Source organism: Phenylobacterium sp., from assembly GCF_037189685.1.
Taxonomy (GTDB): Bacteria; Pseudomonadota; Alphaproteobacteria; order Caulobacterales; family Caulobacteraceae; genus Phenylobacterium.
In genome coordinates, this window is record NZ_JBBCIT010000028.1 from 151689 (window position 1) to 168067 (window position 16379).

Genomic DNA, 16379 nt, shown 5'->3' on the forward strand with positions numbered 1-16379 from the left:
CTCGGCGGCCTCAGGCGTGGAGCCGCACGGGCAGGCGTTCATAGCCCTTGATGAAGGTGGAGTAGACCCGCTGCGGAGCCTCCATGACCTCCACGCGCCCGAAGCGTTTGAGCACTTCCTCCCAGACGATCCTGAGCTGGAGCTCGGCCAGGCGGTTGCCGACGCAGCGATGCACGCCGAACCCGAACGACATGTGCTGGCGGGGCCGCTCGCGATCGATGACGAACGCCTCGGGATTCTCGATCACGGTGTCGTCGCGGTTGCCCGAGACGTACCACATCAGCACCCGGTCGCCCTTGCGGATGGTCTTGCCGTGCATCTCCACGTCGGCCAGCGCCGTGCGCCGCATGTAGGCGATCGGCGTCTGCCAGCGGATCACCTCGGGCACCATGCTGGCGAGGAGAGCGGGATCGGCCAACAGCTTGTCGTACTGTTCGGGGAAGTCGTTGAGCGCCACCACGCTGCCGGTGATCGAGTTGCGGGTGGTGTCGTTCCCCCCCACGACCAGCAGAAGGATGGTGCCCAGGAATTCCTCAGGCGTCATGTTCCGCGTCACGTCGCTGTGGGCCAGCATCGAGATCAGGTCGTTGCCCGGATCCGCATTGACCCGCTCGTTCCACAGGCGGGCGAAGTAGGCGCCGCATTCCATGAGTTCGGCCTGGCGCTGCTCGGCGGTCGCCACATAGGCGGAGCCTGGCTCGCTGGACGCCACATTCGACCACCGCGTCAGCTTGCGCCGCTCGTCGAACGGAAAATCGAACAGGGTCGCCAGCATCTGGGTGGTGAGTTCGACCGACACGCGGTCCACCCAGTCGAACGTCTCGCCCACCGGCAGGTCGTCCAGGATCTCGGCGGCGCGCGAACGGATCAGGCCTTCGAGACGGGCAAGGTTGTGCGGAGCCACGATCGGGCTGACCACCTTGCGGTGGGCGTCGTGACGTGGAGGGTCCATCGCGATGAAGCCCATGTTCTGGAACTTGGGCTTGTCGCTGAGGGCGATGCCATCCTCCGACGAGAACACCTGATGGTTCGAGTTCACCTCCAGGATGTCGGCATAGCGCGTGACGGACCAGTAGGGGTTGGGCTCGCCGGCCGCGCACCAATGGATCGGCGCCTCCTTCCGCAGGCGTTCGAAATAGGGCCACAGGGTGTAGTCGCGGAAGAGTTCGCGCCGGTGGACGTTGATCTCCTCGAGCGGCGTCGCATAGGCGTCCGCCCGGGCGGCTTCCAGGGTGTCGATCACGGGCGCCTCCGGGTCTGTGGGCGGGAAGGTTCAGGCATTGCGCACCATCAGCCCGCCATCGACGCGGAGGGTCACGCCGGTGACATAGGACGAGGCGGGGAGGCAGAAGTTGAGGATCGCGTGCGCCACTTCGGCGGGATCGCCATAGCGGCCCAGCGCGGTGCGGCGCCGGGCGTAGATGGTCTTGTTGTCATCCGGGATGGCGGCGGTCATGCCGGTGTGGATCGGCCCCGGGCAGATGCAGTTGACCGTGATGCCCTCGCGCCCCAGCTCGACGGCCAGCGATCGCGTCAGGCCCGTCACACCCGCCTTGGCGGCGGAATAGATGCTTCCCGGCGAACTCGCGCCGAGGGCTTCGGTCGAGGCGATGTTGACGATGCGCGGGGCCTCCGAGCGGCGAAGGTGCGGCAGGGCCGCCCGGATCATCCGCTGGTGCGAGCCCAGCAGGATGGGCAGCAGGAAGTCCCAGGCCGCGTCGTAGCGGCCGTCGTCGATCTTGAGCACACGGGTCGTACCGGCGTTGTTCACAAGGATGTCCAGCCCGCCGAAGCGCTCGGCCACGGCGGCCGCGACCGTCTCGATCGCCTGGCCGTCCGCCACGTCGAGCGCCCATCCGACCGCCTCCCCGCCCTCCGCGCGGATTTCCCCGGCCACACGATCGGCGTCCTCCTGGGCCCGGTCGGTCACCGCGACCCTGGCGCCTTCCCGCGCGAAGACGTGGGCGGTGGCGCGGCCGATGCCGCTGGCCGCGCCCGTGATCAGCACCACCCGGCCCTGCACCGAGCGGCTGAGCTCTGCGACGAACGCCATCAGCGCGCCTCCGCGGCGGCAAGGGCCTCGACGGCCGCGGCTCGGGCCCAGGCGTAGTCCGCCTTGCCGTTGGGCGCACGCCGCACCTCCCGGACGAACACGACGGCGCGCGGGCGCTTATAGTCCGCAATCCGGGCGCGGACGGCGGCGATCAGACCTTCCTCGTCGGGAGCGTCCTCCGAGGCCGTGGAGACGACCGCGACGATGCGCTCGCCGAACCGCGCGTCGGGCAGGCCCACCACCAGCGCGTCGGTCACCGCCGCGTGCGCCTTCAAGGCCTCCTCGACCTCCTCGGGGAAGACCTTCTCGCCGCCCGTGTTGATGCAGTTCGACCCGCGGCCCAGCAGGATCAGCCCCCCATCGGCGGCCACCTTGGCGAAGTCGCCGGGGAACGAGTAGCGCTGTCCGTCGATCACCCGGAAGGTGGCGGCGGTCTTCACCGAGTCCTTGTAGTAGCCGATGGGCGAGAAGCCGCCGTTGGCGATCAGGCCGACCTCGTCGGAACCGGGCGTGACTTCGCGGCCGTCCTCGGTGAAGACCCTGGTGCTCGGGTTGGCGACAAACCGCGCCGTCTCGCGGGGCGGATGGGCGCGCGAGACCGTCGAGTTGGCCATTCCGCCCTCGCTGGCGCCCATGCTGTCGGTGATGGTGATGTCGGCGAAGCGGAGGAGGCCCTCCTTCATCTCGCGCGAGAACATCACGCCGGACGACAGGATGCGCCGAAGGGACGACACGTCGTAGGGCCGTCCCGCCGCCTCGGCCGCTTCCAGCGCGGCGAGCATCGGCCGGGCGAACGCATCGCCCACGATGGTCAGGTCGCTGATCCGTTCCGCCGCCACCAGCCGCCAGAGCGCGTCGGCGTCGAAGCCCGTGTTGCGGAAGACGACGGCGCAGCCTCCCAGCGCGTGGGGCAGCAGCACCCCGCCGTTCAGGCCGGTCCCGTGCATCAACGGACACGCCGGAGCGCTCACCGGCGCGCGGCCGTCGGCCTGGAGTTGGCGCACCGCGATCTGAAGCTGTTCGCGGGTGGCAGGCCGCGGGAGACCCACCCAGTCGAAGCCGGCCAGCATCGCGCGGCTGTAGTCGCCCTGCCGATACATGACGCCCTTGGGCATGCCGGTGGTGCCGCCCGTGTAGAGCATCCAGATGTCGTCTTCCGAATAGTCCCCGGGCGTGAGCGGTGGATACGTCTCGACCAGGGTTTCCAGGCGCGCCGCCCGGGTCAGGCGGAGATCCGAGTCGTCGTCGATCTCGACCAGAAGCTTCAACCCGGAGAGCGCCGGCAGCACGGCGTCCAGCCGCGGCCCGAACTGGGCGTCGAAGATGACCGCCTCGGCGTCGGCGTTGTCGAGGAGATAGGCGAGTTCCTGCTCGGCGTAGCGATAGTTCACGTTCACCGGCACGCAACGCGCCTTGACCACGGCGTAGAGCGCTTCGAGGTAGGCTGCGGAGTTGTATCCGTAGATGGCGACCTTCGAATCGGGCCCGAGACCGGCCGCCACAAGGGCGCTGGCCACCCGCGCGGCCCGTTCCTCGTAGCGGCGCCAGGTGCGCCGGAGCGGGCCCTCCACGACCGCCGGGGCGTCCGGGACCGCTTCGGCTATCGCATCCCACACGGCTGCGAAGTGCCAGGGCATCGACGCGCTCATCGCAACGCCCCTTCGCCGCCGGTCACGTGACGCCACATACCGCCTCTTCCTCCCCCTGAAGCCGGCGCATGCGACCGCGCCGACGTTTGCCCAACCGTGTCAGAAGCCCCCGTCCCCACAAGCGAAACGGATGACCGGACAGGTGAGCTGGGTTCAAGCGTGGCCCCCGGCGTCACCCCCGGGCCTCCAGCGCGCGGGTGACCTCGGCTTGCCGGCTGCGGCTGAGCGCATAGGGGATCATCAGCAGCATGCCGAAGACGACGACCACCGCCACGCAGGGGCCGTAGGTGATCCCCAACCGCTCCAGCGCGTCGGCCGGCACGGCGCCCGGCTCGGCCTTCTGCGGAAAGCGGATCACGTCGATGACGACGCCCGCCACGGCCCCTCCTACGCCCAGCGAGGCCTTGCGGCAGAAGGCGACCACGCCGAAGAAGAGGCCCTCGGGCCGGCCGCGGTGCTTCAGGTCGTACTCGTCGGCCAGGTCGGCCACCATCGCGGCCGAAACCACCACCGAAACCGAGCCGATGGCGCCCGACAGGAACGCCGCGCCGATCAGCAGGGCGAGCAGTTCGGGCGCTCCGTTGGGCGGCGCGAGGTCGACGAGTCGCAGGATCGTGGGACCGACGCCCAGCCCGACCGCGCCGGCGATGCTGCCGACATAGGCCACTTTCTTGTCGAGGCGGTGCGCGGCCGGGCGCGCCAGCGGAACCCCGAGCATGAAGCCCAGCATCGACGCGTAGAAGATCCACTGCACCTCGCCCGGCGGCAGCCGCCAGAAGTAGGTGTTCATGTGCAGCGCCAGCGCGCCCTGGACGCCGTTGTAGGTCGACATGATCAGGATGGCGCCGAACAGCGCCCGGAACGACGGGGACCGCACCGCGCGGCCCAAGGCCCGCAGCAGGCCCCCGTCGCCCTTCGCCGCGCTGGCCGGATGCTCGGCGGCCAGGCGCAACGCGACCCTCTGGGTGCCGAGGGCCGAACCGATGACGAAGACGATCACGAGCAGCCCCAGGGCGGCGGCGAAGGCGGGATAGGCCGACGGGTCGAGCTGGCCGTTCTCGAAGCCCTCGCGGTTGGCGAAGAAGACCGCGAAACCCAGCCCCATGCCCACGAGGCGTCCGACATAGCCGAAGAAGACCCTCGATCCTCCGATCGCCACCCGCTCGGCGAAGTCGCGGCTGAGTTCCGCCCCCAGCGCCATGTGCGGCACGAAGTAGAGCGTCATGGTCAGCCGCGCGAGGATCGTGAACCCGGTCAGCCACAGGAACAGCGGGAAGGTCGCCAGGTCGGGCGGACTGAACAGGCAGACCAGGGCGATCGCGAGCGGGACCGGCGCGGCGTAGAGGAACGGATGCCGCCGCCCCAGCCGCGTGCGCACCCGGTCCGACCAGTCGCCCACGATCGGGTCCGAGACCGCGTCGAACATCAACGCGATGAACAGCGCCGCCCCGGTCAGCGTCCCCGGCAGACCCACGACCTGGACATAGAAGAAGAACAGGAACGTCTCGAGCGCGGCGCTCTTGATGCCTTCTCCGACCTCGCCCACGCCGTAGATCAGCCGCGTCCGGAACCCCAGTCCCACGCCCTGCGACATGCCGGAGCCTACTCGCCGAAGGCGTAGCGCAGCTCGACGCCATAGGTGCGCGGCTCGCCGTAGATCTTCACCGAGTTCCCCAGCGAGTGGAGCTGGGTGATCGTCGTCAGGCCATAGTTGCGGTCCGTCAGGTTGTTGACGAAGAGCGCCGCGCTCACGTTTCCACCGCCGATGCGCTTCCAGTCGGCGCGCAGATTGATGCGCTCGAACGCCTTCTGGGAGATCGCGTCCCGCGTGACCTCTCCATACTGCTGCACGGTCCGCTCGGCCGTGTCGCTGAAGTAGCGGCGGGACTGCATGTAGACGGTGGCCTGGACGCTGGCCTCGCCCAGCCGCTCGTCGATGGGCAGGGCGTACTTCACCGTGGTGCTGCCCTGGTGCCTGGAGACGTTGGCGAACGGATTGTTCGAGAGATCCAGCAGGCACAGCGCGGCCGTCGACTGCGGCAGGCAGCGGGCGTCGCCAGGCCGGATCAGGCCGAAGGGGTCGGCGGCCGTATAGTCGGTGAAGCGCGCGTCGGCGTAGGCGTAGTTGAACGACAGGCTCCAGGGCCCCGTCATGAACTGGCCCTGCAGTTCGAGGCCGTCGATCTTCGCCGCCGCGGCGTTGACGATGTAGCTCACGGCGATGTTGTTGACCGAGGCGGCGAAGGTCCGCTGGATGTCGCCGTACCGCGTGGAATAGGCGGCGGCGTTCAGCCGGCCGACGACCGGGCCCAGGCGGAAGTCGTACTTGGCGCCCAACTCGTAGTCACGGACCGACTCCGGCGCGTAGGTGGGCGTGAAGTTCGGCAGGCCTATGGCCAGGGACCCCAGGTTCACGCCGCCCGGCCGGTAGCCCTTGCGGGTGGCGGCGTAGACCAGCAGCTCGGGGGTGACCTGGGCGTCCAGCGAGAGGGTCGAATTGTACCCGTCGCTCTTGGTGAAGCTGCGCGTCCGGGCCCCGGGGACGATGCGGCCGGTCGGAATGTCCGTCAGAGCGGTGCGCGAGAGCACCTCGGCCCGGTCCCACGATTTCCGCACGCCGCCGGTCAGGTGCAGCGCCGTGAGGAACGGGGCCACGCCGCCGATGTCCAGCGTGCCCTGGGCGTTCACCGCACGCTGGGTCGTGAGGCCGCCATCCGGGAACGGGAACGAGGGATTGTAGCCCAGCGTCGCCAGCGTCACGCCTGAGTTGACCCGGTTCATGTTGCGCACGCCGTCGGGGTTCTGCACGCCGGGCGCGCGCTGGTAGAAGCCGCCCAGGCTCCAGACCAGCAGGCCTTCGCCCACCTCGCCGCGGAGCTGGGTCTCGTTGGTGTAGACCTTCTGGTAGGGGCCGACGCCGAAGACGACCCGGTTTCCGACCTGCTGGCCCGACACAGTGAAGGCGTAGGCCGACGCGGGCGAGACCGAGAGCGTGTTCTGGATCAGCCCGCCCAGGCCGTCGGTGTTCCAGAGCGTGGCGCCCTTCGCCGCCTGGAAGCCGAAGATGTTGCGCAGGGTGACGGTGGTGAAGCCCACCTTGCCGAAGTCGATCTCCGACTGGTTCACGAAGGTGAGCTTGCGCAGCGTCTCGCGCAGATCCAGCGAGGGATCGTGCGGCGTCGAACGCACCGCGTCGCCGCCCTGGCTCGTACGGGCGAACTCGGCCTCCAGCGCCGGGCGGAACGTCGCCGCGATCCGCAGCCGCTGGTCGATGCAGGCGTTGAGATTCGGCGACAGGCCCGCGGCCACCGCCTGGTTGCAGGCCGCGCCGAAGGCGGCGGTCCCGGCGGTCAGCCCGTTGGGCGCGTTGATGTCGGCCGGCAGGTTGAACAGCCCGAGCGTCGGATTGATCGCCGAGAGGATGGGGGCGCTCGGAGCCTGGTCGACATCGTAGTAGTCGAACACCGAATAGGTGCGGAACCAGCCCTTGCGCCATTCGGCGCTGACCCTGGCGTTCTCCGTGTGGGTCTCGTTCAGCCGCGCCGAACTGCCGAGCGCCTTGGTATAGCCGTCGAGGTGATTGCGGTGGACGGCGATCCGGATCGCCAGTTCGTCCCTGACGATCGGGATGTTCAGCACGCCCGTGATGCGGCTCAGCCCCCGGTTTCCCTGGGCGACGTCGAACGATCCCGCCAGGCTGTCGAGGTCCGGGCGCACCGGGGTCACCAGCACGGCGCCTGCGGTGTTCGCCCGTCCGAACAGTGTGCCCTGCGGCCCGTTCAGCACCTGGACGTTCGCGATGTCGTAGAAGGGCGCGGCGCTCTCGGTCGGACCGCCCGGGATCTCCGCGAAGTACACCTGGGTTCCGCCTGCGAGGCCCCGGATCGAGAAGGCGCCCGAGAGCCGGCCCAGGGCCGTCGTCATCTGCACCGAAGGCGCCGCGAACATCACATCGGTGACGCTGACGATCCCGCGCTCCTTCGCGGCCTCGCCGCCTATGGCGGTGACCGCCACGGGCACCTTCTGGATGTTCTCGTCGATGCGGCGGGCGGTGACCACCACCTCCTCGACCGCGGGCGGCGCATCGGCCCCTTCGGCCCAAACCGGCGTCGCGGCTCCCGCGAGGGCGACTCCGGTCATCAGGAACGCAAGGCGCGATGGCCCCTGGACGGACTGTTTCCGCATGGCTTCCCCCTTAGTTGTTGTCTGGTTTCGGCCCCGCAGCGGCGCGGGGACGTGGTCAGGCCGTATCGGCCAGCGCGGCGTGCAGGGTCCTGTGGAAGTGGGTGATGGCCCCTTCGAACCGGCCGAACACGAACGTCTCGTTGCCCCGGCTGGAAAGGCCCCGCTGGATCGACTCCACGATCATCCGGTCTTCCTTTTCGCCCTCGAGCCCGAACGCGATGCCCTTGTCGATCGCCTCGCGGTGGACGGCCAGATCCTCGGCGCGCGCCAGGGTGTAGCGGTGGTAGTGGGTGAGCCCCGGCGCGACGGGTTCCAGGACCACCATCAGAATCCGCCGGGGCAGGGTGGCGATCATCACGTTCGGGAACAGGTGGTACAGGTAGGTGAGCTTGCTCTCGGTGTCCCAGGTATCCTCGGGTGCGCCGCGCAGCCGCTCGATCGTACGGTACGGGAAGGTGACGCGGCTGTTGGCTCCGAACGCCTCGACCAGGGCCAGGTTGTCGAACTGCGCCGGGTAGAAGGTGTCCCTGTGCGTCGCGTAGATATGGTAGCCCTCGAGGAAGCCCTCGGCGCAGACCTTCCAGTTGGCCTGGGTCTCGCGCAGGACGTCCGAGATCAGCTCGTGGGTCGGCCCGAACAGCGTGGGCAAGGTCGCGACATAGGCCGCGTCGTCGCGATCCCCGGGCTCCTGGTTGATATAGATCAGACCGCCGTGCTCATACGCCCGGACAGGCGTCAGGCCATGCCTCGCCTTGTCGAGGCCTGGGAAACCATGCTCGCCGGGGATGCCGCGCAGCGCGCCGTCCAGGCCGTAGGTCCAGCCGTGGTAAGGGCAGACGAACGACTTCTGCTGGCCCGCGCCGCAGGCGACCTGCGCACCCCGGTGCCGGCAGGCGTTGCGGAAGGCGCGCACGACGCCGTCGGCGCCGCGAACGGCCACCAGCGGCACGCCCGCGGCGTTCCGCGCCAGGTAGGAGCCCGGCGCGGGCAGCATGGCCGAAGGGCAGAAGGCGACGGGAATGCGCCGCATGAGCGCCCGTTCGGCTTCGAACCGCTCGGCGGCGAGATAGTTCGCGACCGGTTCGCGCCAGATGTCGGAACTGAGGTCGGTGGTGCCGTTGTCGATATGGTCGAAGACCCGGGCGACGACCTCGGTCTCCGCGAGCAGCGTCGTCATTCGCGGCCGTCCCCCTGTAAACTCGGGTGTTGAAACAATGGCCCGAGAACGCGTCAGAAGGCCCTGAGCGACAAGCGAAACAGGCGGCGGAATAGCTGAGCCCGGCTCATCTATGGAGGGGCCCCGGCGACGGGCCGGCTTGACCTGCGGACCCGGCCCGGCTCCGTTTGCCGCCGATGTCCAGCAACCCCACATCCACGTCTCCCCGCCAGCAACGCGCGGTCGAGGCGCCCCGCGCGCCGACACATCTGACCTCGGCCCTGCTCCTGTCCCTTCAGGCGTTCGACTGGGCCGTCCGGCTCGGCAGTTTCCGCGCGGCCGCGACGGCGCTTCACCTGACGCCCTCGGCGGTCAGTCACCGCATACGCAACCTGGAGCGGGTGATCGGAGACCGGCTGTTCACCCGCGCGAACCGGATGGTGCGGCCCACCCGGGCCGGCGTGGCGCTGGCGGCGATCACGGCGGGCGCGTTCACCGAACTGGCCCGCGCGACGGCGCACAAGGACCTTTCGCCGTCGCATACGCGGCTGAAGCTGGCGGTCATGCCGGCCTTCGCCTCGGCATGGCTGCTGCCGCGGCTCGGCGGATTCGTCACGGCCAATCCCTCCGTGGAGATCTCGATCGAGAACGTCAGCCGGGGCATCGACTTCGAGACCGAACTGTTCGACGCCGCCATCTGTCCCGGAGACGGCGACTGGCCGGGCCTGAGCGCCACGCACCTCATGGACATCTTCACGACGCCGGTCTGCACCGCCGAGATGGCGCAGAGGCTGAAGCTGGGCGCGCCGGAGGACCTCGAGCGGGCCACCCTCATCCAGGTGACGACCTACCCGCTGGCCTGGCCGCTCTGGTTCAGCGAGGCCGGCGTCGGCGAGATCAAGCCCAGACAGACGCTCTGGGTCGACAGCTACACGACGGCGCTCCAGGCCGCCGAGCAGGGCATCGGCGTGGCGATGGGACTGGAGCCGCTGGTCTCGGAACGGCGGGACGGCGAGCCTCTGCGACAGCCGATCCCGATCCGCCACCCCAACGGCAGCTACTGGCTGGTCCACCGGCCCAACGACCAGGGCCGGGCGGGCCTTCGCGCGTTCCGGCGCTGGATCATGAGCGAGTTCGCCGAGGATTGAGGTCGAGATGAGCGCGACTCATCGATCGCTGCGCCCGTTTCGCTTGTTGCTCCCACCCCCGCGCCTATCACCCGACGGGCAATCGCACAGGCGGCGGCGCGGAGCGGAAGATGAAGATCGCGGGCAAGGTCGTGGTGGTCACCGGCGGGGCCGACGGGATCGGCGCGGCGCTCTGCCACCGCTTTCACGAGGAAGGCGCGGCGTTCATCGCCGTGGCCGACCGCAATGAGGACCGCGCCCGCGACGTCGCCCGGACCGTTGGCGGCGCGGCATACGCCCTGGATGTCGCCGACCGCGCCGCCATCGAGGCCCTGGTCCACGAGGTGGAGGCGCGCCACGGCCGTATCGACCTGTTCTGCTCGAACGCGGGGGTCGGTGACGCCGACCCCGACCCCGCCTGGGCCGTCTCGGCGCCGGACGAGACCTGGAACAGGCTCTGGCATATCAACGTCATGGCCCATGTGTACGCCGCACGGGCCGTTCTGCCGGGAATGGTCGCTCGTGGCGGAGGATATCTGCTGCAGACGATCTCGGCGGCGGGCCTGCTCTCGCAGGTGGGCGGCACGGTCTATTCCGCGACCAAGCACGCCGCGGTGGGCCTGGCCGAGTCGATCGCCATCGCCCACGGCGGCCAGGGCGTGGGGGTCTCGATCCTCTGCCCGCAGGGCGTGGACACGGCGATGCTGCGCAACAGCCGGCAGGGCGCCGATCGGCCCGACGGTGTCCTCACCCCCCGGGAGGTGGCCGACAGCGTGATCGAGGGCCTGGAGGACGAACGCTTCCTGATCCTGCCGCACCCGCAGGTCGCGGGCTACATGCAGCGCAAGGCGGCCGACTACGACCGGTGGCTGGGCGGCATGCGCAAGCTGCGTGCGCGGATGCTGTCGCGCAACCCCTGATCATCGCCGCCGCCAGGGGATCGGTGAATCCCCGTCACCCATGCGATCACGCGTTTCGCTTGTGACCGGCCGGCCTGCTGGCGAGGTTCAGCTCGCGTCCGACGGTGGATGCGAAGCGCCAACGGCTCCAACCGCAGAGAGCCGAGTCTTGCAGCAAAAGGGGGATTCAGATGGCCAGGATCTGGCTCGTTTCGGCGTCGACGGCCGTGCTCGCGGCGACCTTCCCGCAGGCCGCCGCCGCGCAGGGCGACTCCATTCTCGAAGAACTGATCGTCACCGCGCAGAAGCGCGAGCAGTCGGTGCAGGACGTGCCGATCGCCGTTTCGGCGTTCTCTCAGCAGGCGCTGAAGGCCCAGGGCATCGACGGCCCGGGGAACCTCGTCCAGTCGGTCCCCAACCTGACCTTCACCCGCCGCTCGCAGCGCACCAACTTCCAGATCCGCGGGGTGGGCGCCCAGCTCGTGGCTACGGGCGGCGACGACGGGGTGGGCATCCACCACAACAACGTGCCGCTCACCTCCAACCGGGCGGCGGACGCCGAGTTCTACGACGTCGAGCGCGTCGAGGTGCTGCGCGGCCCCCAGGGCACGCTCTATGGGCGAAACGCCACGGGCGGCGTCGTCAACGTCATCACCAACAAGCCGGTGCTGGGCGACTTCCAGGCCGATGTCACCGCCGAATTCGGCAACTACAACAGCATGAAGCACCAGGGCTTCCTGAACCTTCCGCTGGGGGACAAGGTCGCCCTGCGTGTCGCCGCCTTCGGCCTGGATCGTGACGGGTACACGACCAACACCCTGAACGGCCAGGACATCGACAGCCGCCAGATCTGGGCCGGCCGCGTGACGCTGGCCTTCGAGCCTGGCGAACGGTTCCGCGGATTCCTGCTGTGGGACTCCTTCGCCGAAGACGACACCCGCGGCGCGCGCAAGCAACTCTGCGCCAAGGACCCGGGCCTCACGTCGGTGCGCGGCGTGCCGACCGGCGTCGCCCAGGCCGTGCTGACCTCGGGCTGTCTGCCGGTGTCGGTCTTCGACGACGCGAGCTACGGGTCGACCAACTACCTGGCCACGTTCCCGGGCATCATCGGCCGGCAGGTGGGCCTCCAGACCGTGGATGCGTTCGGCGGCAAGACGATCTCCCGCGACCTCCGCGAAGCCGAGGTCTACGGGCGGCCGGTCTACAGGCCGCGGGCCGAGATCTATGAACTCAACCTCGAATGGGACGCGACCGACGCCCTCAAGATCACGTCGCTCACCAGCTACAACGAGAACGAGACCTACAGCCTGGGCGACTTCGGCGCCGTGCGCGCCTCGGTCCCGTTCGCCCCCTCCCCGCTCGCGCCTGCCGGCCTGCTGACGGACGGCCAGTTCGGGACGACCGATCGCGCCCAGAGCCAGTCGGGGAGCGTAGGCCACGCCGAGCAGTGGACCCAGGAGCTGCGGTTGCAGTCGAACTTCGACGGGCCGATCAACTTCAACGTCGGAGGCATCTACCTCGACTACAAGGCGACCTCGATCGCCTACTTCGCGTCGAACATCGCCACGGCGGCGGTGCGGGTGATCAACCCGGCGGCCTATGTCGATCCGCTGAGCAACCCCGACTTCACCGGCCACAACTACTTCGTGAACGAGACCGAGTACGACCTCACGTCGAAGGCGGCGTTCGGGGAGGTTTACTGGAGGGCGGCCGACGACCTGCGGGTGACGGTGGGCCTGCGCTACACCGACGACAAGAAGCGCACGCGGGGCTCCGGCGCCACACTGTTCGCGGCGGGCCGCGGCCCGCTGTTCGGGCCGTACCAGGATGTCCGCTTCAAGGAACTGACCGGCCGATTCAACGTCGACTGGTCCCCCGACCTGTCGTTTACCGACGACACTCTCGTCTACGCGTCCTACGCCAAGGGCTACAAGGGCGGCGGCTTCAACCCGCCCGGCGTCGTCGCGCTGGGGCTGGCCGCCTCGTACGACCCCGAATTCGTCAACGCGATCGAGGTCGGGGCCAAGAACACGCTGCTCGACGGCCGGCTGCTGCTGAACGTCACGGCCTTCCACTACGACTACAAGGGCTATCAGATCGCCCGCAGCGTGAACCGGTCGATCTTCAACGAGAACGTCGACGCGACGATCAAGGGCCTGGAATTCGAGAGCGTCTGGGAGCCGTTGGACGGCCTGCGGCTCAACGCCAATCTCGGCTACCTGGACACCCGCATCAAGGACGGACGGGGCGTCGACACGTTCAACCGCACCCAGGGCGACCCGACCTACATCTACGGCAACTCCACCGCCGGCGGCTGCATCCTGAACGCCCAGGGCGTCGCGGCGGTGCTGCAACAGGCTGCGGGCCCCGCCGCCCTGGCGGCCGTGGCGTGCAGCGGGCCGGCGGCGCTCTCCACCCGCCTGGCCACCGCCGGGATCGCACCCGCCACGGCGGCGGCCCTGTCGGCCGGCGTCTACAGCTACGGCGCCGACGTCGCCCTCTATTCCTCCGGCGCCGGCGAAGGCGTGATCCAGGACCTGAAGGGCAACGACCTGCCCAATGCGCCCACATGGACGGTCTCGCTCGGCGCCCAGTACCGCTGGGTGTTCGCCAACGGCTGGAGCGCGACGCTGCGGGGCGACTACTATCGGCAATCCTCGACCATGATGCGCTACAACAACGCCGCCTTCGACAGGGTCCGCGCGTGGGACAATCTGAACGCCAGCCTGATCGTGGATCTCCCGGAACATGACCTGTCGATCCAGGCGTTCGTGAAGAACATCCAGAACAGCGACACGATCGTGGGCTTCGACATCGCCGACGAGAACGTGGGCGCGACCCGCGAGGTGATCGTCCTCGACCCGCGACTGTACGGCGTGTCGATCACCAAGCGCTTCTGACGCGGCCCTCCTCTGAAACAGCCGCCCCGGGCCGGTCCGCTCGGGGCGGTCTTCCGTCAGGCGGTGTGGCCGCCATCGATCACGATGGACTGTCCGGTCATCCAGCCGCCGGCCCGCGACCCCAGGAAGACCGCGGCGCCGGCGATGTCGTCCGGTTCGCCCAGCCGCCGCAGGGGCGTATCCCGGCTCGAGCGTTGCTCGGCCTCGGGGGTATCCCAGAGGGCCTTGGCGACATCGGTCTTCACCAGTCCGGGCGCGATGCAGTTCACCCGGATGTTGTGAGGCGAGAGCTCCTGGGCGAGGTTCCGCACGAGTTGCATGTCCGCCGCCTTCGAGATCGCGTAGGCGCCCAGGACACCCGTGCCTCGCAGGCCCGCCGTCGACGAGACGATGACGATGGCGCCGCCGCCGCGCGCCTTCATCTCGGGCGCCACCATGTGGATCAGCCAGTGATTGGCGACGATGTTGTTGTCCAGGACCTTGCGGAAGGTCGCGTCGTCGATGTCGGCCATCGGCCCATAGTAGGGGTTGGAGGCCGCGTTGCAGACGAGGATGTCCGCCGGACCGAACACCTCGCGGGTGGTGTCCACCAGCCGGCGCAGGTCGCTCTTGGACGAGATGTTGGCCGGAACCGCGACAGCCTGGCCCGGCCGCTCGGCGCTGATGGCCCGCGCGGCCGCCTCGCAGGCGTCGGCCTTGCGCGACGAGATGACCACGCGGGCGCCGTGCTCGGCCATCCGTTGGGCGATGGCCAGCCCGATCCCGCGCGACGAGCCGGTGACGATGGCCGTGCGGCCGGTGAGATCGAACATCATGGCGCTCCTCGGGCTGTGTCCGGAACGCTCGCAGACACTATGCAGGAAGGGGGCGTCAAGCATCCGAAGCGGCCATATCCGCGCGATCCATTCATCATTTCTGACCCTGGAGAAACGCGCTCCCCTCGCCAGTCGAGGCGACGTCAACACCAGACGGATTTCTTGATACCTGTTATTTTACATATATTTGATGAGACTCCCTCCGGAGAGTCCTGACCCGCGCCTCTCACGGCCGCCCAACGATTCAGGCGGCCGAACACATGAGTGGTTCTCACCGATCGGAACGTGGCTTTCTCTTGTGGGAGAGGGGTCCGGATCGCCACAACTCCCGCCTGTCAGTGGAGCGTCGGAACGATGGTCAAGGTCGTCTATGTGGAGCACAGCGGAGCCCGTCACGAACTGGAAGGTCGCGAAGGATCGACCGTGATGGAGACGGCCGTCCGCAACAACGTGCCCGGCATCGACGCCGACTGTGGCGGCGCCTGCGCCTGCGCGACCTGCCACGTCTACATCGACGGCGCCTGGCGCGACCGGACCGGCGCCCGAACGCCGATGGAAGAGTCGATGCTGGAGTTCGCCGAGGGCGTGGACGCCAGCAGCCGGCTGGCCTGCCAGGTCCGGCTGACGGCCGAGTTGGACGGCCTGGTCGTGCGCCTGCCGGAAAGCCAGCACTGACCCGCATTTCTCCCGCGCCCGCCACCTCCCCGGCGACGCGGACGACCCTGGCCCCGGCGCGCACGCCGCGTCGGGGCCGTCTTTCAGGCTCGGTTCGGCGTCTGGCCGGCCCGCTCGCCCCGCAGGCCCTTCATCGCCAGTTCGACGGTCGATACGCGCCGCCCGTCGCCCTCCCGCCAGGCCGAACCCGGGAGGTTGAGCAGAGCCTGGATGTCACCCACGGAGTCCTGGATGGCGTTGGTGAAGCCCTGGGCGTCCTGCGCCTTGTTGATCTGCACCTTGCTGAAGCGCAGCACCTCGGGGCTGTTCTCCGCCACGCGGCGCGCCCAGGCATAGGTCTCCCGTTCCAGGTCCGGGCCGGGCAGCACGCGGTTCACGAGCCCATAGGCCGCCGCCTCCCGCGCCGTGATGAACCGGCTCTCGAAGCACAGCTCCTTCGCCCGGCGCATCCCGATGTCCCACGGCAAGGACATGTATTCGACGAAGCCGCCCAGGAACTGCGCCTCCTCGGCGGCGAAGACCACGTCCATGGCCGCCGCCAGCATCCAGCCGGCGTAGATGCAATAGCCCTCGACCATCGCCACCGTGGGCTTGGGGAAGTTGCGCCATTTGAGGACGAGGTCGCAGGTGTAGTGGCGGAACTGGTCGTAGGTCTCGACGCCGGGCCGGGCGCCCAGCGCCTCGCGATAGGCGCGGCCTTCCGGAGTGCCCAGGTCATGTCCCGTGGAAAAGACCCCCTGGGATCCCCGCACGATCACCACCCGGACGGCGGCGTCCTGCCGCGCCAGGTCGAAGGCCCGGTCGATCTCGTCCTTGGTCCGGAAACTCTGCGCGTTGCGGTACCTGGGCCGGTTCAGCGTGATGATCCCGAGCGGGCCATCGACCTCGTATCGGATGTCATGGAAATCGGTCACGAAGGG

12 protein-coding genes are annotated in these 16379 nt (G+C 69.1%); 4 read left to right on the top strand and 8 right to left on the bottom strand.

Translation table 11 applies throughout. From position 1 onward, the window contains the following. Positions 1 to 10 precede the first annotated feature (10 nt). From WG212_RS16410 to WG212_RS16435, 6 genes are all read right to left on the bottom strand, one after another. The gene (locus tag WG212_RS16410) at positions 11 to 1243 is read right to left on the bottom strand and encodes a cytochrome P450 (RefSeq protein WP_337188192.1); all 1233 of its coding nucleotides are present in this window, start codon (positions 1241 to 1243) and stop codon (positions 11 to 13) included. A 30-nt stretch (positions 1244 to 1273) separates the two neighbouring features. After that, positions 1274 to 2053, bottom strand: a complete 780-nt coding sequence (locus WG212_RS16415) for an SDR family NAD(P)-dependent oxidoreductase (protein WP_337188193.1) — start codon at positions 2051 to 2053, stop codon at positions 1274 to 1276. Then, positions 2053 to 3702 (bottom strand): AMP-binding protein, encoded by a 1650-nt coding sequence (locus WG212_RS16420; protein WP_337188194.1) that lies wholly within the window; start codon positions 3700 to 3702, stop codon positions 2053 to 2055. Before WG212_RS16420 ends, WG212_RS16415 begins: the two co-directional genes overlap by 1 nt. 172 nt (positions 3703 to 3874) lie before the next feature. After that, positions 3875 to 5296: an MFS transporter gene (locus WG212_RS16425; RefSeq protein ID WP_337188195.1), complete on the bottom strand. Its 1422-nt coding sequence runs from the start codon at positions 5294 to 5296 to the stop codon at positions 3875 to 3877. An 8-nt stretch (positions 5297 to 5304) separates the two neighbouring features. Further along, positions 5305 to 7887, bottom strand: a complete 2583-nt coding sequence (locus WG212_RS16430; protein WP_337188196.1) for a TonB-dependent receptor — start codon at positions 7885 to 7887, stop codon at positions 5305 to 5307. Positions 7888 to 7942: 55 nt separating this feature from the next. Next, positions 7943 to 9064, bottom strand: coding sequence for an aromatic ring-hydroxylating dioxygenase subunit alpha (locus WG212_RS16435; protein WP_337188197.1), 1122 nt, complete (start codon positions 9062 to 9064; stop codon positions 7943 to 7945). A gap of 176 nt (positions 9065 to 9240) precedes the next feature. On the opposite strand from WG212_RS16435, the gene WG212_RS16440 reads away from it, so the two are divergent. From WG212_RS16440 to WG212_RS16450, 3 genes are all read left to right on the top strand, one after another. Beyond that, on the top strand, positions 9241 to 10191 hold the full coding sequence (locus tag WG212_RS16440) for a LysR substrate-binding domain-containing protein (RefSeq protein WP_337188198.1): 951 nt from the start codon (positions 9241 to 9243) through the stop codon (positions 10189 to 10191). Between the two features lie 110 nt (positions 10192 to 10301). Further along, positions 10302 to 11090 carry an SDR family oxidoreductase gene (locus WG212_RS16445; RefSeq protein WP_337188199.1) on the top strand — a complete coding sequence of 263 codons (789 nt, stop codon included), beginning with the start codon at positions 10302 to 10304 and terminating at the stop codon, positions 11088 to 11090. A 170-nt stretch (positions 11091 to 11260) separates the two neighbouring features. Then, positions 11261 to 13969: a TonB-dependent receptor gene (locus tag WG212_RS16450; RefSeq protein ID WP_337188200.1), complete on the top strand. Its 2709-nt coding sequence runs from the start codon at positions 11261 to 11263 to the stop codon at positions 13967 to 13969. Positions 13970 to 14025: 56 nt separating this feature from the next. On the opposite strand, the gene WG212_RS16455 is transcribed toward WG212_RS16450, so the two are convergent. Beyond that, positions 14026 to 14784 (bottom strand): SDR family oxidoreductase, encoded by a 759-nt coding sequence (locus tag WG212_RS16455; protein ID WP_337188201.1) that lies wholly within the window; start codon positions 14782 to 14784, stop codon positions 14026 to 14028. A gap of 354 nt (positions 14785 to 15138) precedes the next feature. On the opposite strand from WG212_RS16455, the gene WG212_RS16460 reads away from it, so the two are divergent. Continuing rightward, positions 15139 to 15459, top strand: a complete 321-nt coding sequence (locus WG212_RS16460) for a 2Fe-2S iron-sulfur cluster-binding protein (RefSeq protein ID WP_337188202.1) — start codon at positions 15139 to 15141, stop codon at positions 15457 to 15459. Between the two features lie 83 nt (positions 15460 to 15542). Here the strand turns inward: WG212_RS16460 and WG212_RS16465 are convergent, their stop codons facing one another. Beyond that, a complete protein-coding gene (locus WG212_RS16465; protein WP_337188203.1) occupies positions 15543 to 16373 on the bottom strand; it encodes an enoyl-CoA hydratase-related protein in 831 nt (276 codons plus the stop codon). Positions 16374 to 16379 lie beyond the last annotated feature (6 nt).